This is a genomic window from Streptomyces sp. NPDC046866 (genome assembly GCF_040704625.1).
In the GTDB taxonomy this organism is placed as follows: domain Bacteria; phylum Actinomycetota; class Actinomycetes; order Streptomycetales; family Streptomycetaceae; genus Streptomyces.
Genome location: NZ_JBEYXN010000032.1, coordinates 1 through 20,934, shown reverse-complemented (window position 1 = coordinate 20,934; position 20,934 = coordinate 1). Strand labels below are relative to the sequence as shown.

Here is a 20,934-nt window from a genome sequence, read left to right as displayed (position 1 = left end):
CTGCCCCGTGCGGCACTCATCTGCTTCAATGGCCCCATGGCCAGCCCTTCGTACACCTCGACCGGTCGCAGCGACCTCGAGCCGTTCTGGCCGTCCCGTCAGGATCACGACTTCGACCGGGTGTGTTGCCGCGCGACGAACGCGCCGGCCCTCTAAAGCCTCCCGGGACTCGAACCGACCTTCCCCGAGGCCTTCGGTCTGCGCGGTGCAACGACGACGTACGCACGTCCTCCTGCCGACCACTCCGCGTGAAAGAGCTGACCACTCATGTCTCCTCAGACCCGTTCCCTGACGTCCGCCGCCACCGCTGCGACCGCACCCCTGCCCTTCCCCTCCAGTCCGCGCCACCGGCTGCGCGCCGTGGCCCCGGACGAGGCGGCCCGGGTCGCCGACCTGCTGCCGCCCGGCGCCACCTGGCTGCCCGCGCCGCAGCACTCCCTGCCGGCGCTTCCGGGCCAGCCGCCGATGGTCGGCTACCTGGTCCTCGTGCCCGCCGACCAGCAGCCGATCGCCTTCGCCCCGCAGTCCGTTCCCGCTCCGGCCGCCCCCGCGGCGTCCTCCACCACCACCGGTGACGCCCTGGTCCGCATCGACACCGCGCAGCGCACCGCCGAGGTCGACGGCCAGGTACTGGACCTGACCTACCTGGAGTTCGAGCTGCTGGCCCACCTGGTGGCGCACCCGCACCGGGTGCACAGCCGGGACCAGCTGGTCACCACGGTGTGGGGCTACGGCCACGTCGGCGACGGCCGGACCGTCGACGTCCACGTGGCCCGCCTCCGCCGCAAGCTGGGCGCCTCCCACCGAGGCGCCATCCAAACGGTCCGCCGCGTCGGCTACAAGTACGCCCCCTGACCACCCCTCCCCCCAGCCCGCGCGGCGCGCCATCCCGGCCCGCGCGGCTGTTGAGCGCTGGGGCTCCCCCAGCGGTAGGTGGCTGGGGGGAGGTCCGGGCGGAGCCAACCAGCCCGCGCGGCGTTTGAGCGCAACGGTCCGGGCGGAGCCCGGGAAACGGTGAAAGGGCGGGTAGGGGACAAGCCCCGCAGGGCCCGGCCCCCGCCCGCCCCGCCCACCCGGCCCCGCGCGGCGCCGCCCGCCCCCGCAACGACGGTGGGCCCGCACCCCGACAGAGGTACGGGCCCCCCGCTCAGGAGCGGCGCCGGCGCCGGCGCCGAAGCCGAAGCCGAAGCCGAAGCCGGCGCTACCCGGCGGCCACGACCCCCCGCCGCCCGGCAACCACCCCGACCACCACGTCGACCACGAGGAAGACGGCAAGGCTGATCCCGAGCAACGGCACGAACCACCCCACCACGCCCGTCACGGCGACCAACGGAAGCAGCACAGTCACCGGCACCTTGCGCCAGGCTCCCCGCGGCTGGACCCGCCCGACCGAGACCCTCCGCTCCTTGGTGGGCCGCCGCAGCCACCACATCCGGTAGCCCCAGAACACCAGGAACATCAGCGCCACGGCCAAGGCAGCCAGACCGATCTGGTTGACGAGACCGAAGGTCAACCCCATGTGCAGGTCGATGCCGAAGCGGGTCAGCTTCGCGAGGACGGGGTAGTCCGAGAACCGCAGCACGTCGAGGACGCGCCCGTCGGCGGGGTCGACGGCGACGGAGTCGAGGTGGACCGGGAACTGCCGGTCCTTCTCCTTGATGACGTAGCCCTTGCCCTTGGCCGGCAGCGTGACCTGGAGGGTCTCGGTGATGCCGGCACGGTGCGCGGCCGCCACGGCGGCGTCGATGCCGATGTCGGCGGTGGGCGCCGGCGGCGGCATCTCCATGCCCTCGGTCATCACGTGCCCGGCGTGCTCGTCACCGCCGGCCGCCGCGTCCGCCCCGGCGGCGGGCGTGGCGGAGACCGACGGGGTGGCACCGCCCAGGCGGTCCTGGAGCTGCCCGATGTGGTCACCGGCGTACTTCGACCAGGTCAGGCCGGTGGCCGAGAGCGCGACCAGACCGGTGACGGCCCACAGGCCGACGGCCCCGTGCCAGGAGAGCGTCTTGCGGCGGCCGGTGGCCTTGCGGTCGGGCAGGACCAGCTGCGCCTTGCGGGAGCGGCGCCGGCCGATCCACAGGGCGAGGCCGCCGAGGGCGACCACCCACAGCCAGCTCGCGGCGAGTTCGCTGTAGTTCCGGCCGAATTCGCCCAGCTGGAGGTTGGAGTGGAACTCGCTGAGCCAGGCGCGCAGCGGCAGTGCGTCGCCGGAGGTGGTCAGCGCGCCGTTGACCTCGGCCGTGTACGGGTCCACGAACACGGTGCGGTTCCGGCCCTCTTCCAGCCCGGGAACCTCCATGATCACGCGTGTGGTGGCCTCGGAGTCCGGGGCGGGCCACACGCCGACGACCTTCCCGGAGGGCTCGGCGCGCCGGGCCGCCGCGACCTGGTCGGCGAGCGTCCGCTCGCTGTCCCCGACGTGGGAGACGGTCAGCTCGTCGGCGTAGATGATCTTCTCGGCCTGCCACGAGCCCGCGTAGAGCAGGCCGGTGGCCGCGGCCAGGAAGAGCAGGGGGGCTATCAGGATCCCTGCGTAGAAGTGCATGCGCAGGAGCAGCGGCCGCAGGGCCGCCCAGGCGCCGGGCCGGGCGGCCCCGGCGGGTGCGGGTGCGGCTGCGGGTGCGGGTGTGTCGGCGTCCCGGGTGCGGGCGCCCTGGGCCTGGTCAAGAGACATGGTGGTCCTAGCGGTTGGCGAAGACATGGGTGAACCGGCCCCAGGTCTCGCCCCCTCACCGCGAGCGGGAGGTGCGCCGGTCGTCAGGCGCAGGCAGGACGGCCGGGGGCCGTGGCGCGGATGTCCGGCCGCAGCGGCGGCCCGCGGCGCACCAGGGCGTGGGCGGCCACGGCCCCGCGCAGCCGGTGCGGCCGCGGGTGTGCGGGCCGGTGCGCGGGCGGCTGCGGAACGTCGGCCGGGCGGGCCCGCAGCAGGGCGAGCGCGCGGGCGAGCGGCCGGGCCGCCAGCAGGGCGGTGGCGCCGGCGGTCGCGGCGAGCCGGAAGACGGCGGCCTCGCCCCGCGCGAGCCAGGCGGCGCAGAAGAGTGCCGCGAGCACGTGGGCGGCGATCATGCCGAGGCCGCCGTGCCCGGCCGTCCCGGCCATGTCGCCCAGGGCGCCCATGCCGTCCATGCCCTCCATGCCCTCCATGCCGCCCATGCCGTGCCTCGGCGCTGGCACCCCCTCCGGCGGGGCGGCGTGCAGGGCCGCGCCCTCGGCGTGGTGGTGGCCGGGCATCGGCCCGGGCAGGTGCCGGCCGACGGTGTGCCGGCCGGTCTGGCTGCCGGAGAAGAGGAGGTGCAGGACCGCCTGCACGGCGAGGAGGGCCGCGCCGATCCCCACGGGCCCCCTGCGGCGGCCGGCGCCGAGCCAGGCGAGCCCGCCGGTCACGGCGAAGGCACCCGAAAGGCCCAGCGCCGGGACATCCGCACCGGACATGTACGCATGCCCCGCCGCGCCCAAGGCGGTGGCCACCGCCGCGAACATCGCGGCCCGGGTGGCGCGCAGTGGCGCGGGGTTTGCTGACATGGCCGGAACATGCTCGCACAGGACCCGGCTCCGGCCGCCACGGGGCGGTATCCGATCATGGTCGGGTGAAGCCATTGCCATGGCCGCCGCCGATATCCGGCGCGGTGTACGCGGGAGGGGTCCAGCTCGGGGCGTACGCCCTGGAGGGACGGGGCGCGGACGAGCGGGATCGGGTGCTGCGCCGCTGCTCGACGAACGTCGACAATCTGGCCGCCGGGCGCTGGGACACGCTGCTGAGCAGCGCCTTCGTGGTCGAGGAGCCCATGCCGCTGCCGTACGCGCTGCTGCTGGTGGCGGTGCTCGGGTACGCGGAGTACGCCTACGGAGCCTGGTGGACGGCCGCGGTGTTCCTGTTCGGGCACGTCACGGCGACCCTGATGGTGTACGGGGTGCTGCGCGGGAGGGCCGGCCGCGAGACCCGGCGGGCGCTGGACGTGGGCACCAGCTACGGGTTCAACGCCGTGCTGGGCGCCCTGACCTCGGCGCTGCCCCGCGGGCCCGTCCGCACGTCCGCCCGGGTCGGGCTGCTCGCCGTCGCCGCCCAGCCGCTGCTGCGGCGGGGGCGCACGTTCACGGACGCCGGGCACCTGGCGGCGCTGGGCGTGGGCATGGGCCTCTCGCTGGTCTTCGATTACCTATCCCGCCCAAATCATCCGAAAATCGGATGACCCTGCACTCTTCCCTGCTGGAGCCGCCACGATGACCGCCACCGCCACCCCCTCCACCACCGTCGCCAATTTCCGCGACCTCGGCGGCACCCCGCTCGCCGGCGGCCGTACCGTGCGCCCCGGCCTGGTCCTGCGCTCCGGCCAGCTCGACCGCCTCGACGTCGACGCCGACCCGGCCGTGGCCGCCCTCGGTCTGCGCACCGTCATCGACTTCCGCACCGCCGCCGAGCGCGCCGCCCACCCGGACCGGATACCCGCCGACGTGCGCCTGCTGGTCAGCGACGTGCTGGCCGACAAGCTGAACGCCGGGCAGATCCCGGCCGCCACCCAGCTCAAGGACCTGCTGTCCGACCCCGCCGTGGCGGAGGAACACCTCGGCGGCGGCAAGGTCCAGGCCCTGTTCGCCGACACCTACCGGTCGTTCGTGAACACCGCCTCCGCCCAGGCCGCGTACCGCCTGCTCCTCACCGAGCTCGCCGACCCCGAGGCGGGCCCCCTGCTCTTCCACTGCACGGCCGGCAAGGACCGCACCGGATGGGGCGCCACCGTCGTCCTGGCGCTGCTCGGCGCCGACGACGACACCCTGATGGCCGAATACCTGTCGGTGAACCCGGCGGTGAAGCAGGCCTTCGCACGGATGATCGAGGGCTTCACCATGGCCGGCGGCAACCCGGACATCGCCCTCGGGCTGATCGGGGTGTTCCCCGTGTACCTGGAGGCCGCGCTCGACGAGGTCCGCACCCGCTACGGCTCGATGGAGAAGTACGTCCGCGAGGGACTCGGCGTCTCCGACGAGGCGGTCGAGGCCCTGCGCGCCCGCCTCACGGCATGACCGCCCGACCCGGGCGCCGACGGCTCCGTCGGGGGCCCGGGCCAGGCCGCGGGCGGGGCCCCGCCGCGGGATGCGACCCGAACGTGTGAGCCGCAGGCGGTGACCGTCCGGCCATTCGCTCGTTCTGCTGAACGTGACTGCGCCGGACACCGCCACCCGCCACCCCTCTCCCGTGCCGCCCGACGTCGAGCAGGCCGAGGCCGCCATCGTCGAGCACTACCCGCGGCTGGTGCGGCTCGCCTACCTGGTGCTGCCGCCCTTCCTGGGCCGCCACCGGCGGGTGCTCACCGCCCACGCCCTGGCCCAGCGCGCCCTGCCGCGCGGCCGGCGGTCCAGCGGCGGGGCCGCCCAGGCGGGTCTGCCCGGCCAGCGCGGGACGGCCGGCAGCGGCGACGCCGGGTACGCCTACGTCCGGCTGCGCGTGCTGCGCTCGGCCCTGGAGGCCGGGGTCCCGCCGACCTTCCGGGCGTGGCCCAAGCGGGCGCAGTTGCCCGCGCTGCTGCCGCAGGTGTGGGGGCTGCGGCTGTTCCCGCGCTCGGGCGGCGCCGAGGAGCTGGCCCTGGACCAGTGGCTGGCCACGCTCGACGGGCCCGGCCGGGCGGCCTGCGTGCTGCGGGCTTTGGAACGGCTGCCGGAGCCGGAGGTGCTCCAGGTGCTCGCCGCGGCCGGGGTCGCCAACCCGGCCGCCGCCGTCGCGGAATCCGGCGATCCCGTGCACGACGCCCTGTTCACCTCCCCCGAGTTCGACCCGTGCGTCCTCCAGGCCCGGCCCACCGACCTCCTGCGCCGGCGCCGCTTCGCGCGGGCCGCACTGGCCGCCGGCGCGGCGCTCGCCGTGTGCGGGGCGCTGCTCGCCCTGCCGGGCGGCGGCTGGGGCGACGACGGCGCGGCTGCCCCGCCGTACGCCCGGAACGCCGCATCGGAGCAGGCCCTCGACCCGGGCAAGCTGATCCGGGTCCAGCCCACGCTGTGGCGCACCTCCTCCCGCACGGGCTTCTCCACCTGGCCGGCCCGCGGCGACCGCGCCGACGACACCGGGCTGCTGCGCCGGGCGCTGGCCGTGTGGGCCCGGCCCGGCAAGTCCGTCGTCGCCTCCGCCACCCCCGGCACCCCGCCGGGGCCGCCGATGGGCCCGCCGCAGCTGCTGTTCGCCGGCGCGGTCGACCAGGCGGTCGTGGTCCTGCTCTACGACGGCCTGCGCGTGGTCCGGTACGCCGAACCCCGCGACGGCACCTCGGTCGCCGCCCTGGACTTCGCCCGCACGGACGGCGCCTCGGCCGAGTCCGCCACGGCCCTGGTGCTCAGCCGCGTCGACGGCAACGTCCGCTACCTCACCGCCCCCTGGGTGACCGGCGCCGCGACCCGGGACCTGCTCAAGCCCGGCGAGGCCCCGACCACGCTGAAGCTGGGCCCGGACGGGGTCACCCCGCCGGTGGTCAGCCCCGCCCCCGGCGGCAACTGCACCGGCTGGAACGCGCTGACCCTGACCGGCGAGGGCACCACCCGCCTGGTCACGGACCTCGGCGAACTGACCGCGGCCCGGCTGACCTCGGGCGCCCCCGGCTCGGAGCGCGACGTGACGGAAGGCGCCGAGCTGGGCGAGTGGTCGCGCACCGCGTGCCTGCTGGCCTCGGTCCGCTCCCACGGCGTCCGCAGCGTCAACGCCTGGACCTACGCCAAGCAGACCCTGCCCGAGGGCGACGGCACGGCCACCTGGCTGTGCAGCCGGGCCGAGACCTGGGCGGGCGTGCAGGACCGGGTGCAGGCCCAGTTCCTCACGCCGGGTGCCCCGTTGGCGGCGCAGGCGGCGCAGGCGGAGGGCTCGCCGGCCTGCGGCCCGCGGGAGCCGCGGGTCCTGGCGGGTGTCCTGTGGAAGTCGAAGGCGGGCCAGTGGTACGTCCTGGCGGCGGGCAGTGCGCAGTTCGCGTCGCTGTCGGCGTCGGGCGGCGGCGTGAGCGGGGCCGCGACGGGCAACCGGCTGGCGGTGAAGGCGCCGGCGGGAGCCCAGGTGGAACTGTCGGGCAGGCTCACGGACGGGACGAAGGCCGGGGTATTGGGGAGGGGCTAGCCTCCAGGTTCCGCGTCATGCGCTCCAGGACGTGCACGGCCGTCCGGTACTCCTGCGGGGAGATCCCGGCCGTGCACTGCTCACGGAACGCCTCCACGCGCAGGGCGGCTTCGCCCAGCCGCTGCCGCCCGCGGGAGGTGAGGGCGAGCCGGCCTGGCGCGGGCCGGTCGGCCCAGCCGTCGGCGAGGACGCTGCGGAGGGCGGCGTCCAGCACGGCAGCCTCGGCGTGGGCCGCGAGGACGGCCCGGACCTCGCTGTCGCCGGCGCCGTCCGAGGCGTCCTGGACGACGTTGAGGACCTGCCAGGCGATACGCGTGAGGCCGAACGGTCCGAGCATCTCGTCCATGCTGCGGGTGAGGGCCCGGTCGGTGCGGTGGAGCCAGTGGCCGATGGGTTTCACGGAAGTGCTCCTCAGGTGTGGGCGGGGGTGGCGGCGAAGTGGGCGGACCAGTCCTGGGCCGCAGCCCATTCGGCGAAGGTGTGCCAGCCGACCTCGGGGAAGTCGCGGCGCAGGGCGGCGGTGTCCACGGTGAGGCCGCGGGTGGTGAAGTACTCGAACATGGCGGCGAGGTCGTCGGAGAAGTTCCGGACGTAGGCCGACGGGACTTCGCGGTGGGCGATCGGGCGCCCGGCGGCGGCCGCGAGGACCTCCGCCATGCCGGCGGCGGTGAGCTCGTCGGAGGCGATGTCGATGCGGCGACCGGCGAACTCGTCGCGGCGCTGGAGGGTCAGCGCCGCGAAGGCGCCGATGTCGTCGGCGGGTATGAGGGTGAGCGGGATGTCCGCGGGCATGGGCCAGGCGAACACCCCCTCACGCAGCCCGTCGAGGGTCCAGCCGCCGGTGTAGTTGTCCATGAACGCCGCCGGGGCGATCACGGTCCACGGCACTCCGGAGTCCTGCAGGTGCTGCTCGATGACGTACTTGCTGTCGTAGTGCGGGATTCCGGTCGCGCGGTCCGCATGCGCGGCGGAGGTGAACACGACGTGCCCGACGCGGGCGCCGGCCGCGGCGTCGACGAGGGACACACCCTGTCGGACCTCGGTGGCGGTGTCGGTCCCGAACGGGGTGGTGACCGCGAAGAGCGAATCCGCCCCGGCGAGCGCGGCGTCGAGCGAGCCGCGGTCGTCGAAGTCGGCGCGGACGACCTCGGCCCCGAGGCGCCGCAGGGCTTCGGCGGCCGGCGCGCCGGGCTGCCGGGTCAGGGCGCGGACGCGGTGTCCGGCGGCGAGCAGGGCGCGGGCGGTGGCGCCGCCCTGGGCGCCGGTGGCTCCGGTGACGGCGATGGTGAGCATGGTTCCCCCAAGGAATCCGCAGTCGTCAGTCTTCTGCATGACGCAATTGCTTCGTCACGCAGAAGGCTACCGGAATTCCCCTGCGCCGCGCAGGCATTTCGAAATGTGACCTGCGTCACACACCCAGGGCGGCGATCGGGCGGCCGTCCACGGCCTCGCGGATCGCGGCCGCAGCGCGCATCGAGGTGCCGTCGGGGGCGCCGAGGGTGAGGCGGCTGCGGGTGAAGGCGAAGGCCAGCCCGCGGCGCGGGTCGGCGAAGGCGATGCTGCCGCCGCTCCCCTGGTGGCCGAAGGCCGTGGGCTCGCGGCCCGACTCGGGCAGACCCAGGAAGTAGCCCAGCCCCTTGGGCACCGGAGCACCGAGGATCCGGTCGGGCTCCGCCGTCTGCAGGGCGTACAGCAGCGGCAGCCGCTCGGCCGGCAACAGCCGGACGCCGTCCACCTCGCCGAGCAGCGCCGCGTACATCCGGGCCACGGCCCGCGCGGTCATCGTCCCCCCGGCCGGGACGTCCGCGGCCAGGTAGGCGGGCCGGTTGGCGAGCTCGGCGGCGGGCCACACCGCGCGGTTGGGCACGGCCGCCAGGAGCGGCGCGTCGGCGGGCAGCCCGGCCAGCATGGCGTCCCAACTGCCCGGCAGCAGCGGCACCACGCGGTGCATCTGGTCCGCGGGGACGCCGAACAGGAGCGAGTCGGCGATGCCGAGCGGCCCGGTGACGTGGCGGCGCAGGGCCTCGGAGACGGTGAGGCCGGTGGCGCGGCGCACGGTCTCGCCGACGATCCAGGCGAAGCTCCAGCCGTGGTAGCCGGTGGCGGTGCCGGGCTCCCACAGCGGCGCCTGGCCGGCGACCAGCGCGCACATGCCGTCCCAGTCGCACAGCTCCTGCGGGGTCAGCCCGGACGGCAACTGCGGGATGCCGATCCGGTGGGTCAGCGCATCGCGCAGGGTGGCACCGCCCTTGCCGTGGGCGGCGAACTCGGGCCAGAGGTCGGCGATCGGGGCGTCCAGGTCGACCAGCCCCCGCTCGGCCAGGACGTGGACCAGGGTCGCGGCGACGCCCTTGCCGGTGGAGTAGCCGTGGAAGAGGGAGTCCGAGTCCACCGGTCGACCACCCGCCCCACCGGCCCGGCCCACCTCCCCGGCCCGCCCCGCCCCACCGGCCCGGCCCGCCTCACCGGTCCCGCCCACCCCGTCCGGCTCCACCGCCGCACCCGCGCACGCGTCCACGATCAGCTCTCCGTGCAGGTACGCGGCCACCTGCACGGCGGACTCCCGCCCGTCCCCGACCGCGGCCCGCAGGATGCACTCAACCCGCGCCTGTACGTCCGCCATGGCAACTCCCCCTGTTCGACGGCCCGCTGGGCCGGACCGCCCGACCCGACAGTGATCACCGCAGCTTGCCACCCCCGCTCCCGCGGAATCCGGCAGAGGGCTTTTCCTCCCCGGCACCCGTCAGTACATTGACGCCATGTCTAATAGGCCGCCCGCCCACGCCGCCGCCCCTCCCGACGCCTCCGCGTCCGCCCACGCCCACGCGCCCGCCCCCGCCGCCGCGGCATCGGAGCGGACCCGGCTCAAGGCGCGGAACGTTTCCTTCGGCTGGGAGGACACCCCGCTCCACTGGCTGCCCGGCGATCCCTTCGCCACGCACACGATCAACGTGCTGCACCTGCTCCTGCCCGCCGGCGAGCGCTGGTTCGTGCACGTCTACAAGCAGGTGCTCCCGTACATCGAGGACGAGCGGCTGCGGGCCGACGTCATCGGGTTCATCGGCCAGGAGGCCATGCACGCCGCCGCCCACGACGACGTGCTGCCGCACCTCAAGCGCCTCGGCCTGGACCCGACCCCGTACACCGCCCAGGTGGACTGGCTCTTCGAGAAGCTGCTCGGCGACCGGACCCTCCCGCCCGGCAGGGCGCGCCACTGGTGGCTCATGGAGCGCGTCGCCATGATCGCGGCGATCGAGCACTACACCGCGTTCCTGGGGAACTGGGTGCTCAACGCCGACGAGTTGGACCGGCGCGGGGCCGACCCCGTGATGCTCGACCTGCTGCGCTGGCACGGCGCCGAGGAGGTGGAGCACCGCTCGGTGGCCTTCGACCTGTTCATGCACGTGGACGGCAGCTACCGCCGCCGCGCCCGGACCTGGGCCACCGCCTTCGCGGCGCTGGTGTTCCTCTGGCAGCGCGGCGCCCGCTTCTTCATGGAGAACGACCCGCAGCTGGTGGACGGCAGGGCCTCGCTCGGCCAGTTCTTCCGCGCCGGGCAGCAGGGCGTCCTGCCCTCGACGGGCGCGATGCTCAAGTCGATCCCGACGTACCTCTCCCGTGCGTACCACCCCTCGCAGGAGGGCTCGACCGCCCAGGCCGCCGCCTACCTGGCCTCCTCCCCCGGCGCGAACGGCGGTGTCCGCCCGTGAACCGTGGCGCCGCGACGAGGACCGCCACGACGGGGACCGCGATGACGAGGACCGCCGCGGCGGCCGTGCTGGCCGGCGCCGCCTGGGCGACCCGCCGCGCCCTGCGCAAACGGATATCCCGCTCGCCCCTGTGGCCGCTCCCGGCACTGCAGACCCCGGTCTCGGGGTATTCACCGCGCCGCTGGCTGCGCGCCACGATCGTCTCCCGTACGGAGCCGGCCCAAGGCGTGGTGCAGCTGACGGTGGAGTCCCCGGAGCTGCCCGCCTGGACGCCGGGCGCGCACGTGGACCTCCGGCTGCCCTCCGGGCTCGTACGGCAGTACTCGCTGTGCGGGGACCCGGCGGACGCCGGCCGGTACACGATCGCCGTCCGCCTCGTCGAGGACGGCCGCGGCGGCTCCCGCGAGGTGCACGCCCGGCTGACGGAGGGCGCCGAGCTGGAACTGCGCCCGCCGCGCAACCGCTTCGGGCTGGAGCCGGCCGCCGCGTACCTCTTCGTCGCGGGCGGCATCGGCATCACCCCGCTCCTGCCGATGCTGCGCGCGGCCACCGCCGCAGAGGCGCCGTGGACGCTGCTGTACGGGGGCCGCTCGCTGGCCTCGATGCCCTTCCTGCCCGAACTGGCCGGCTACGGCGACCGCGTCACCCTCGTCCCCGAGGACGAGGCGGGCCTGCCCGACCTCGCCGGGCTGCTGTCGGGCACGGGCCCGGGCACCCTCGTCTACGCCTGCGGCCCCGAACCGCTGATGGCCGCGGTCCTGGCCGCCGCCCCCGACCCCGCGGCGGTGCGCCTGGAGCGGTTCGCCCCCGACCCCGCCTCCGCCCGCAGCGGTGCGGACCGGCCCTTCACCGTCGAACTCCACCGCTCCGGCCGCGCCGTCGAGGTCGCGGCGGGCGAATCGGCCCTGGCGGCCGTCCGCCGGGAGCTCCCGGACACCCCCTACTCCTGCGAGCAGGGCTTCTGCGGGACCTGCCGGCAGCGGGTGCTGGCGGGCGGGGTGGACCACCGCGACGTGCTCCTCACGGACCGCGAGCGCGCGGACTCCGTCCTCCTGTGCGTCTCGCGGGCGGAGGGCGACCGGCTGGTCCTGGACCTCTGACCGGCGCGCGTGCCGCCGACTGCCGTCGCCCGACTGCCGCCCGACTGCCGCCCGGCTGCCGCCGGACTGCCGCCGTCCGCTCACCCGGCCGGCGGCCCCGCCGCAGGTCCGGCGGCGAAGTAGGGTGTCCGCATGACAACCGGGGTGCGACGCAGGATGGGTGTCGAGGAGCGGCGGCAGCAGCTGATCGGGGTGGCCCTGGAGCTGTTCAGCAACAGGTCGCCCGAGGATGTGTCGATCGACGAGATCGCGGCGGCCGCGGGCATATCCAGGCCGCTCGTCTACCACTACTTTCCCGGCAAGTTGAGCTTGTACGAGGCTGCGCTGCGGCGGGCGGCCGACGAGTTGGCGCAGCGGTTCGTGGAGCCGCAGGAAGGCCCGCTCGGGGCCCGGCTGCTGCGGGTGATGGGCCGGTTCTTCGCGTTCGTCGACGACCACGGGCCCGGTTTCTCGGCGCTGATGCGGGGCGGGCCGGCCGTCGGGTCGACGCGGACCAACCAGATGATCGACGAGGTGCGGCAGGCCGCGTACGAGGAGATCCTGCGCCACCTCGGCATCGAGAGGCCCCCGGCGCGGCTGCGGCTGGTGGTGCGCTCGTGGGTGTCGCTGGCCGAGTCCACGGCACTGATCTGGCTGGAGGGGCGGGAGATACCGCGGTCGGAGCTGGAGTTGCAGCTGGTGCACGATTTCGCGGCGCTGGCCGCCGTGAGCGCCGCCTACGACGTGGAGATGGCCGGGATCCTGGCGCGGATCCTCGCCGACGAGCCGGCCGACGGGCCGTTCGGCGAACTGGTGGGCCGGCTGGTGCCCCTGGTCCCCGGCGACGCGGACACGGGTACGGCGGCCGCAGACACGGGCACGGACCCGGCGGACACGGGCTCCGACGGGCCGGTGCCGCCCGGCCCGTGATGATCATCGCGTGATAATACGCGCGTGAACATTGACGAGGGGATCCTGTTCCGGCGGGCCGTGGAGAAGGACGCCGCCACCCTGGTGGCCCTGTACGACCAGGCCGCCCGGTGGATGCAGAAGCACGGGATCGAGCAGTGGAAGCCCGGGGAGAAGGACGCCGCGCACTTCGTGGCGAAGATGCGCGAGGGCGAGGTGTGGCTGGCCGGCGACGCCGAGGGGCGGATCATCGGGGCCTACGAGCTGTGGTGGTCGGACGAGGAGGCCTGGGGCGTGCAGCCCCCGGTCGCCGGCTACGTGCACCGGCTGATGGTGGAGCGCAGGACCGCGCCCGCGGGCACCGGCCGGCGGATGCTCGAACACGCCGAGCGGCGGATCGCCGGTTCCGGGCTGCCGCGGGCGCGGCTGGACTGCGTCTCCACCAACCCCCGGCTGCTCGCGTACTACCAGGGTGCGGGCTACCGGGTGGTCGGGGAGTTCCCCCACAAGGAGGGCGCGGACGGCCGCGTCTACGGGGTGATCCTGCTGGAGAAGCGGCTCGACCGGCTCAGCGTCGTGTGAAGACCGCGACCGTGCGGGCCGGGGTCGTGAAGGCTCCTGTCGTCACGTCGTACGCGGCCTGCCGGGCCACGGGGTCGGAGCCGGCCGCCTGCACCGGGTGCAGGCGGTAGACGGTGCCGGCGAGGGCGGGCAGGGACTGGGTCCGGGCCTCGGGGGTGGCGTTGAAGACGACCACCAGGTCGCCGAGGGCCATGGTGATCACGCCCGGGGTCTCGTCCTTCCCCGACAGCGGGAAGGCCAGCGCGGCCTGGACCGCCTCGGGCGTGGCGAGCCGGAAGCCCGGCTCCGTGGTCCGGATCCGCAGCAGGTCGCGGTAGGCGGCCGAGGCTCCCGTGATGTCGGCGCAGGCCGGGGCCGGCCCGGTCAGCAGGGGCTTGGCGTAGACCCACTTAGAGCGGTTGTCGCCGGCCGGGGGCAGGCCGCGGCCGAAGCCGTTGCCGTCCCGGCAGTCCCAGTGGATGGCGTTGAACCAGTCGCCGCTGTCGTACGAGTTGCGGTCGAGCGACTTGGAGCGGAGCAGGTCGGTGCCCGCCTGGGACAGGGCCGGGCCCTGGGAGAGCGCGGGCACGGCCATGGCCAGGACCTGCATGCGGGCCCGGTCGGCGGCGGTGGTGCCCTGCGGGAGCTTGTACGCCAGGGCGTCGGCCAGGGTTTCGTTGTCGTGGGCGTCGGCGTAGGCCAGGGCGTCGCCGGGGGCGGCCGCGTAGCCGGCCGGGGCGCCGTTGTAGTCGACCTCGGAGCCCTTGACCCGGCGGCCGGAGGTGTCGGTGAAGGCGTACGAGGCGAGGTTGCCGGACAGGCCGACCTTGATCAGGTCCTGGTCGTGCAGCAGGCGGGCCCGCTGCTGTTCGGCGGTGCCGTTCGCGGGGGAGCCGTTGGGGGCGGTGAACAGGCCGGTGGCGAAGCCCTGGACGCGGGGGTCCTCATCGAAGGGGCCGCCGCCGCGGACCGCGTCGCGGGCCCGGTCGGAGAAGGTGGCGATGCCGGTGCCGGCCATGTTCTGCTGGGTGGCCTGGACGAAGCGGGCGTCGTTCGCGACCTCCCCGAAGTTCCAGCCCTCCCCGTACAGGACGATCTTCTTGCCGTCCACGCCGTCCTTCTCGACGGTGAGGGCGTCCAGGGCCTTGCGCACGGCGAGGATGTTCGCCTTCGGGTGGTGACCCATCAGGTCGAAGCGGAAGCCGTCGACCTTGTACTCCTTCGCCCAGGTGACGACGGAGTCCACGACGAGGCGGCCCATCATGGCGTTCTCGGGCGCGGTGTTGGCGCAGCAGGTGGAGGTGGCGGTGCTGCCGTCGGGCAGCAGGCGCTGGTAGTAGCCGGGGACGATCCGGTCGAGGACGGAGCCGTCGGCCTGGCCCGCGGCCACCGTGTGGTTGTAGACGACGTCCATCACCGTGCGCAGCCCGGCCCCGTTGAGGGCCTGGACCATCCTGCGGAACTCCACCGTCCGGGCGGTGCCGTTCGGGTCGCTCGCGTAGCTGCCCTCGGGGACGGTGTAGTGCAGCGGGTCGTAGCCCCAGTTGTAGGAGTCCTTGGCGGCCGCCGCGGCCACGCAGGCCTGCTGCGCCTCCGAGTCGGGCGCGTACACCTTCAGGTCGCAGGCCGGCTCGGTGCGGTCCGCGGGCTTCTCGGGGACGGTGCCGAAGTCGAAGGCCGGCAGGAGGTGCACGTACGAGGTGCCCGCGGCGGCCAGGTCGCGCAGGTGCCGTACGCCCTTGGAGTCGGTGTCGGTGAAGGCCAGGTACTGGCCCGGGTGCTTGCTGGTGGGGTCCGCGACGGAGAAGTCGCGGATGTGGAGCTCCTGGATCTGCGCCGAGGCGAAGGGCACGGCGGCGGGCTTGCGCAGCTGCCGCCAGCCGGGCGGGGCCAGCTTGGGGTCGGCGAGGTCGGTGACGAGGCTGGCCGCGGAGTCGGCGGTCAGGGCGGTGGAGTAGGGGTCGGTGACGAGGTTGCGGACCAGCTGCCGGGTGGACGGCGCCCAGACGGTCACGGCGTAGCGGTACGGCTTGCCGTTCCAGGAGCGCTCGCCGCGCACGGACCAGACGCCGGTGGCGTCGTCGCGGCGCATCGCGACGAGGCGGCCGTCGAGTTCGAGGTCGACGCGGCGGGCCGTCGGCGCCCAGACGGACAGGGTGGGGCGGCCGTCCTTGAAGACGGGACCCAGCGGGGCGCCCGCGGCGGACGCGGCGTACAGGTCGTCGAGCACGCCGGCGAGCTGGACGCCGGTGGCGGCGAGGACGGCCCCGTTGGCGGCGCGGGCGCTCGCGACGAGCTGGCCGCGCAGGGCCTCGGGGACGCGGCCGCGGTCGCGGGGGTCGACGGTGTAGGCGGCGTAGGAGGCCAGGTGCGGGAACTTCTGCTTCTGGGCCTCGGTCAGCTGCGACTTCGCCAGGCGCAGCCACCGAGCCGTGGCGGCGCCGGTCAGGCGGCCGTCCTCCGCCTTGACCGTGCCCTCGGCGGAGGCCAGGAGCTGGACGGAGGCGGCCGCCGCCGGGGCGTTCCAGGCGAGGGTGTCGCGGTCGATCCAGACGGCCTCGGCCTTGCCGAGGTCGAGGGCGGCGGCCGAGCCGGCGGGCTGCGGGAGCAGGTAGGGGGCCCGGCCGGCCAGCATCCACACCTCGTGGCCGGCGGCCTTGAGGTCGAGGGACTGGTCGGCGGGCAGGTCCTTCTCGTCGCCCTTGTGGAGGATGTACGAGAGCGAGCCGGCCCCGGCGGCGAGCGGGACCTCGTACACGGCGCCGTAGGAGTCGAAGCGGGCCGGCATCAGCGGCCTGGACCAGTCGGTGGGGGTGGCGGCACCGGTCCACACGTGCAGGCCCCAGCCGTCGTAGGCGCCGTCGGGGCGCTGGTAGTGGAGCACGGCCTTGGCCTGGTCCTGCGGCGGGTAGGCGGGCCGGTCGGTGCGGACGGGCTCCTGGCCCTGCTCGAGCCAGATCTCGCCGCTCCGGGTCACGTCGAGGGTGCGGTCGGCGGAGACGTCCTTGGTGCCGTCCTTGTCGATGACGAGGTAGCCGATCGAGGAGGCGCCGGGCTTGAGGCGGACGTAGGCGAAGGCGCCGTACGCGTCGCGGCCGGTGAAGCCGTGGCCGGCGGGCCAGGGCGTGGCCTCGCCGTCGGCGAGGTCGCCCCAGGCGTAGAGCCGCCAGTCGGTGTAGTCGCCGTCGGGGCGGTGGTAGTGGACGACCGCGTAGTCGCGCTGGGTGGCGGTCGGCACCTCCACCGGCGGCACCCGGCCGGCGGTGGATTCGGCGAGGGCGCTCGCGGTGCGGCCCGCGGAGTCGACGACGACGGCCTTGTAGCGCAGCGGTGTCCCGGCCGGTGCGGCCGAGGGGTCGATGTACTGGGTGACCTTGTAGGGGGCGTGGTCGGCGGAGCCGAGGACCTGCCAGCGGCCGGTGCCGGCCTGGGCGGCGAAGACGACCCGGTTCAGGCCGCCGCCGGCGACGTCGGCGGAGAGCTCCACGGTGCCGGCGGCGCCGGGGGCCGGGGCCTTCAGGGTGAGGGCGGGCTTGGCCGCGGGGGCGGCGAGCGGGGTGGTGGCCCGGAGGACCACCGTGCCGAGGGCCGGGACGGTGACGGTCAGCTTCCCGGCGGCGGAGGCCCTGATGAGCGCGGTGCCGCCGTAGAGGGTGCGGTACTGGACGCCGGCCGGGGCGTCGAGCTCCACGGTCCGCTCGGTGGTGCCGCTGTTGGCGGCGACGAGGTACTCGGTGCGGCCCTTGGCCTTGCCGTCGGCCTTGCCCCCGGCCGCGGCGTCGGTGCGGGCGAAGGCGTAGACGGAGCCGTCGGAGAGGCGCTCGCTCTGGACGCCGTCGCGCAGCGCCGGGTGCTCGCGGGTCAGCCGGGACAGGGCGGCGATCTGCCGGTAGAGGGGGTGGGCGGGGTCGTAGGCGTCGCTCGCGTGGGTGCGGTCGGTGCCGAGCTGGTCGTCGTCCAGGTAGTCGGCGGTCTTCGACGCGAACAGCGGCTGGCGGGCGTCCTTGTCGCCGCCGGGCCCGGTGAAGCCCTGCTCGTCGCCGGAGTAGACGACCGGGTTGCCGCGGGTGAGGAACATCAGCTCGTTGGCGAGCCGGTAGCGGTCCAGGAGCTCCTGCTCGGGCGCGCCCGGCCGGTCCTGCCGCAGGAAGCCGCCGAAGCGGCCCATGTCGTGGTTGCCGAGGAAGGTGACCTGCTCGTAGGCGTTGGCCTTGTCGGTGGTGTACCGGTAGTCGTCGGCGAGGACCCCGGCGAGGCGGCCGGCTCCGGCGCCCTGGGAGGCGTACGCGCGGATCGCGTCCTGGAGCGGGAAGTCCAGGGTGGCGTCGAGGCGGCCGCGGGTCACGTACGGGGAGGTGACGGCGGTGTCGGCGGAGTAGACCTCGCCGAACATGAAGAAGTTCTTGCGTCCCTGCCTGGCCGCGTACGTGTCGAGCGCGGTCGCCCACTGGGTCCAGAACGGGGTGTCGACGTGCTTGACGGTGTCGATGCGGAAGCCGTCGACCGCGAAGTCCTTCACCCACTTCTCGTAGATCTTCTCCATGCCGCTGACGACCTCGGGGCGCTCGGTCCACAGGTCGTCGAGGCCGAAGAAGTCGCCCTGGTCGGAGGATTCGCCGGCGAAGGTGGAGTCGCCCCGGTTGTGGTACATCGTGGGGTCGTTGAGCCAGGCGGGAACCTTGAGGTTTTTCTTGGCCTCGGGGACGAAGGGGGTCCGCGGGAAGGACGAGGCGTCCGTCGCGGGGAACTTCTTCTTCCCGTCGGCGTCGTCGAAGGCGACCCCGTCCTTGGTCAGGTAGGGGAAGGCGCCCTTCGACAGGTACGAGGAGGACTGCTCCCGGTAGTCCACGACGTCGGCGGTGTGGTTGGTGATGACGTCGAAGAAGACCTTCATCCCCTTGGCGTGCGCCGTGTCGATCAGCTTCGTGAGGTCGGCGTTGGTGCCGAAGTGCGGGTCGACCTGGGTGAAGTCGGTGATCCAGTAGCCGTGGTAGCCCGCGGAGGCGTCGGCTCCCTCGCCCTGCACCGGCTGGTTCTTGAAGATCGGCGCCATCCAGATGGCGGTGGTGCCGAGGCCCTTGATGTAGTCGAGCCGGTCGGTGAGGCCCTTGAGGTCGCCTCCCTGGTAGAAGCCCTTGTCGGTGGGGTCCAGTCCGGTCTCCAGCCGGGTGCCGGTCAGGCCGCCGGTGTCGTTGCGCGGGTCGCCGTTGGCGAACCGGTCCGGGAGGACGAAGTAGAACTGCTCCCGGGTCAGGTCGTGGCGGGCGGGCTCGGCGGCCAGCTTCGCATCGGAGGGCGGGGCCGGCGGGGCCTTCGCGGCTGCGGCTGCCGCGGCGGGAAGGGCGGGCAGGAGCGTCACGGCCAGGGCGGCGGCGAGGACTCCTGCGGCGGGGCGTATCAAGGCGGCGTCTCCTTGGTCACGGTCGCTGCATGGGCGCTGCGGATCGCATGAGGAGGGCCGCCCGGCGGTGGCGGGGTTCTTACGGGTGCCGGGCGGCCCTGGTCTGTGGGACGGCTGGGTCAGCTGCGCCAGGTGTCGTTCAGCGTGACCTTGCCGCTCGCGGGGACGGTGGCGGTGCGGTTGGCGCCGCTCTCCCAGGTGACGTTCCCGGCGGCGTCCTTGCGGATGTACTTGTACGAGAACGCGGTTCCGGCCGGGAGGGTCACGTCCAGCTTCCACACCGGGTAGGCGGAGGGGTCGAGCTTGGGGGCGGAGGCGGTGTTCCAGCCGCCGAGCTCGGCGCGGTCGCCGGCGACGTAGACGTTCTGGCCGGGGACGGTGGTGGCGTTGACCGCGAACGAGGCCCCGGCGGCCGGGGTTCCGCTGCCGGTGCAGGTGCGGGCGCCGGTGTGCAGGGCCAGGGCCGTACCGGCGCCGAGGGTGGCGGTGAAGCGGCCGTCCGCGCCGACGGTGACCGTGCGGCCGCTCTGCACGTCGCAGTAGTCGCCGGAGGGCAGGGAGGTCTGGAAGGTCCGGGTCAGCGCCGAGCCCTCGTGGTTGAGGGCGACGTACGCCTTGGCTCCGCGCCCGAAGGCGATCTGGTCGGCGCCGTTGTCCCACCAGTCGGTGACGGCCTGCCCGCGGGCGGTGTTGCGGAAGGCGACCATGGAGGAGATCTCCCGCCAGGCGTGCTGGCACTTCCACCCGTCGCTGTAGCAGGCGTTGACCGTGCCGCCGTTCGGCGGGCCGGCGTCCTTGTCGGTCCACTCGTATCCGGAGTGCACGTCCGGGGAGCCGTACGGCCAGGCCAGCATGAAGACGCTGGCGAGGGTGTAGGCCGAGCCGCTCTTGTAGGTGAGGGTGTCGCCGACCCGCTCGGTGTCGTGGTTGTCGACGAAGACGGCGGACTGGCCGGAGGGCATGTAGCCCCAGCCCTCGCCGAAGTTCTTCAGGTAGGCGAGGTTCTCGCTCTCGAAGACCCGCTTGAGGTCGCGGGCGTAGCGGAACTCCTGCACGTCGCCGTTGCCGAGGTACTCGGAGGGCGAGACGGCCTCGCCGGCGCCGTGGATGGCCTCCTGCTTCCAGTACGCGTGGGGGTTGGCCAGGCGCGACTTGATGTTGGCCAGGTCGGCGGCCGGCATGTGCTTGGCGGCGTCGATCCGGAACCCGTCGACACCGAGCGACAGCAGGTCGTTGAGGTAGGCCGCGATCCGCCCGCGGACGTAGTCCTCGCCCGTGTCCAGGTCGGCGAGCTGGACGAGCTCGCAGTTCTGGACGTTCGCCCGGTCCTGGTAGTTGGAGATGGCCGCCCGGCAGTCGTCCATGTCGGCGCCGGAGTAGATGCCGGGGTAGTTGTACTTCGTGTACGAGGACCCGCCGGTCCCCACTCCGTCCCCGGCGGCCATGTGGTTGATGACGGAGTCGGCGACGACCTTGACCCCGGCGGCGTGGCAGGTGTCGACCATCGCCTTGAAGGCGGCGCGGTCACCGAGCCGCGAGGCGATCTTGTAGCTGACGGGCTGGTACGAGGTCCACCACTGGGGGCCCTGGATGTGCTCCTGGGGCGGCGAGACCTGGACGAAGCCGTAGCCGGCGGGGCCGAGCGAATCGGTGCAGGCCTTGGCCACGGAGTCGAACCGCCACTCGAAGAGCACGGCGGTGACGTCCTTGTCGCCGGGGGCGGCCGCCTCGGCGCGGGGAGCCTGCGCGGTGAGCGCGGCGGCGGCGAGCAGGGCCGCCGCGGCGGCCGCGCCGACCGTGGTGGCGGCGCTGCGGGGTCTGACGGCTCTGGCAGACATGGGGGGTGCCTCCTGGCGGGGAGAGGTGTGGATTGCACGCGACCGTAGAAGGCGCCCCGGCTTGTTGCAAGAGTTTGCGCAAGAGATTGCAGAATTGTTTCGCCGTGGCGTGCGGTGCCGTGGCCGGGGCCGGAGCTCGGTTGCCGCTGCGCGGAGCCTCTCCCCGCCCCGCCCTTTCTCCGTATCCCGGGGCTCCGCCCCGGACCCCCGCGCCCCAAACGCCGGCGAGGCTGGATAAATCCAGCCCGCGCGGCGTTTGAGCGCACCGGGCGCGAAGCGCCCGGAACCGGGTCCGGGCGGAGCCCGGTTTCGGCCGATCAAGGAGATCGGCCACGACTTCATCCAC

Annotated in this window: 15 protein-coding genes; 8 read left to right on the top strand and 7 right to left on the bottom strand. The window is 74.3% G+C overall.

All coding sequences use genetic code 11. From position 1 onward, the window contains the following. Positions 1-267 precede the first annotated feature (267 nt). Positions 268-855, top strand: a complete 588-nt coding sequence (locus AB0953_RS31640) for a winged helix-turn-helix domain-containing protein (protein ID WP_366863016.1) — start codon at positions 268-270, stop codon at positions 853-855. Between the two features lie 346 nt (positions 856-1,201). Here the strand turns inward: AB0953_RS31640 and AB0953_RS31635 are convergent, their stop codons facing one another. After that, positions 1,202-2,674 carry a PepSY domain-containing protein gene (locus tag AB0953_RS31635; RefSeq protein WP_366863015.1) on the bottom strand — a complete coding sequence of 491 codons (1,473 nt, stop codon included), beginning with the start codon at positions 2,672-2,674 and terminating at the stop codon, positions 1,202-1,204. Between the two features lie 83 nt (positions 2,675-2,757). Further along, entirely contained in the window at positions 2,758-3,522 is a 765-nt protein-coding gene (locus tag AB0953_RS31630) for a hypothetical protein (protein WP_366863014.1), read from the bottom strand. A gap of 65 nt (positions 3,523-3,587) precedes the next feature. Between AB0953_RS31630 and AB0953_RS31625 the strand changes: the two genes are divergently transcribed. The 3 genes from AB0953_RS31625 (at position 3,588) to AB0953_RS31615 (ending at position 7,090) form a co-directional block, all read left to right on the top strand. Continuing rightward, positions 3,588-4,190, top strand: a complete 603-nt coding sequence (locus AB0953_RS31625) for a rhomboid-like protein (RefSeq protein WP_366863013.1) — start codon at positions 3,588-3,590, stop codon at positions 4,188-4,190. Between the two features lie 31 nt (positions 4,191-4,221). Next, positions 4,222-5,022 (top strand): tyrosine-protein phosphatase, encoded by an 801-nt coding sequence (locus AB0953_RS31620; protein ID WP_366863012.1) that lies wholly within the window; start codon positions 4,222-4,224, stop codon positions 5,020-5,022. 124 nt (positions 5,023-5,146) lie between these two features. After that, positions 5,147-7,090 carry a hypothetical protein gene (locus AB0953_RS31615; protein ID WP_366863048.1) on the top strand — a complete coding sequence of 648 codons (1,944 nt, stop codon included), beginning with the start codon at positions 5,147-5,149 and terminating at the stop codon, positions 7,088-7,090. On the opposite strand, the gene AB0953_RS31610 is transcribed toward AB0953_RS31615, so the two are convergent. The 3 genes from AB0953_RS31610 to AB0953_RS31600 all read right to left on the bottom strand — a co-directional run bounded on the left by AB0953_RS31610 (position 7,050) and on the right by AB0953_RS31600 (position 9,713). Beyond that, positions 7,050-7,490, bottom strand: coding sequence for a MarR family transcriptional regulator (locus AB0953_RS31610; RefSeq protein ID WP_366863011.1), 441 nt, complete (start codon positions 7,488-7,490; stop codon positions 7,050-7,052). The genes AB0953_RS31615 and AB0953_RS31610 overlap by 41 nt on opposite strands. Before the next feature lie 11 nt (positions 7,491-7,501). Then, positions 7,502-8,422, bottom strand: coding sequence for an NmrA/HSCARG family protein (locus AB0953_RS31605; RefSeq protein ID WP_366863010.1), 921 nt, complete (start codon positions 8,420-8,422; stop codon positions 7,502-7,504). Between the two features lie 76 nt (positions 8,423-8,498). Beyond that, positions 8,499-9,713, bottom strand: coding sequence for a serine hydrolase domain-containing protein (locus AB0953_RS31600; RefSeq protein ID WP_366863009.1), 1,215 nt, complete (start codon positions 9,711-9,713; stop codon positions 8,499-8,501). A 136-nt stretch (positions 9,714-9,849) separates the two neighbouring features. On the opposite strand from AB0953_RS31600, the gene AB0953_RS31595 reads away from it, so the two are divergent. The 4 genes from AB0953_RS31595 (at position 9,850) to AB0953_RS31580 (ending at position 13,370) form a co-directional block, all read left to right on the top strand. Continuing rightward, positions 9,850-10,800 (top strand): metal-dependent hydrolase, encoded by a 951-nt coding sequence (locus AB0953_RS31595; RefSeq protein ID WP_366863008.1) that lies wholly within the window; start codon positions 9,850-9,852, stop codon positions 10,798-10,800. A 41-nt stretch (positions 10,801-10,841) separates the two neighbouring features. After that, positions 10,842-11,900, top strand: coding sequence for a PDR/VanB family oxidoreductase (locus tag AB0953_RS31590; protein WP_366863007.1), 1,059 nt, complete (start codon positions 10,842-10,844; stop codon positions 11,898-11,900). Between the two features lie 132 nt (positions 11,901-12,032). After that, a complete protein-coding gene (locus tag AB0953_RS31585) occupies positions 12,033-12,809 on the top strand; it encodes a TetR/AcrR family transcriptional regulator (protein ID WP_366863006.1) in 777 nt (258 codons plus the stop codon). Between the two features lie 24 nt (positions 12,810-12,833). Further along, positions 12,834-13,370 (top strand): GNAT family protein, encoded by a 537-nt coding sequence (locus AB0953_RS31580; protein ID WP_366863005.1) that lies wholly within the window; start codon positions 12,834-12,836, stop codon positions 13,368-13,370. On the opposite strand, the gene pulA is transcribed toward AB0953_RS31580, so the two are convergent. Together pulA and AB0953_RS31570 are read right to left on the bottom strand one after the other, a co-directional pair. Next, entirely contained in the window at positions 13,357-18,750 is a 5,394-nt protein-coding gene (pulA, locus tag AB0953_RS31575) for a pullulanase-type alpha-1,6-glucosidase (protein WP_366863004.1), read from the bottom strand. The two genes, AB0953_RS31580 and pulA, sit on opposite strands and share 14 nt — an antisense overlap. A gap of 119 nt (positions 18,751-18,869) precedes the next feature. After that, positions 18,870-20,588, bottom strand: coding sequence for a carbohydrate-binding module family 20 domain-containing protein (locus AB0953_RS31570; RefSeq protein ID WP_366863003.1), 1,719 nt, complete (start codon positions 20,586-20,588; stop codon positions 18,870-18,872). Between the last annotated feature and the right edge of the window lie 346 nt (positions 20,589-20,934).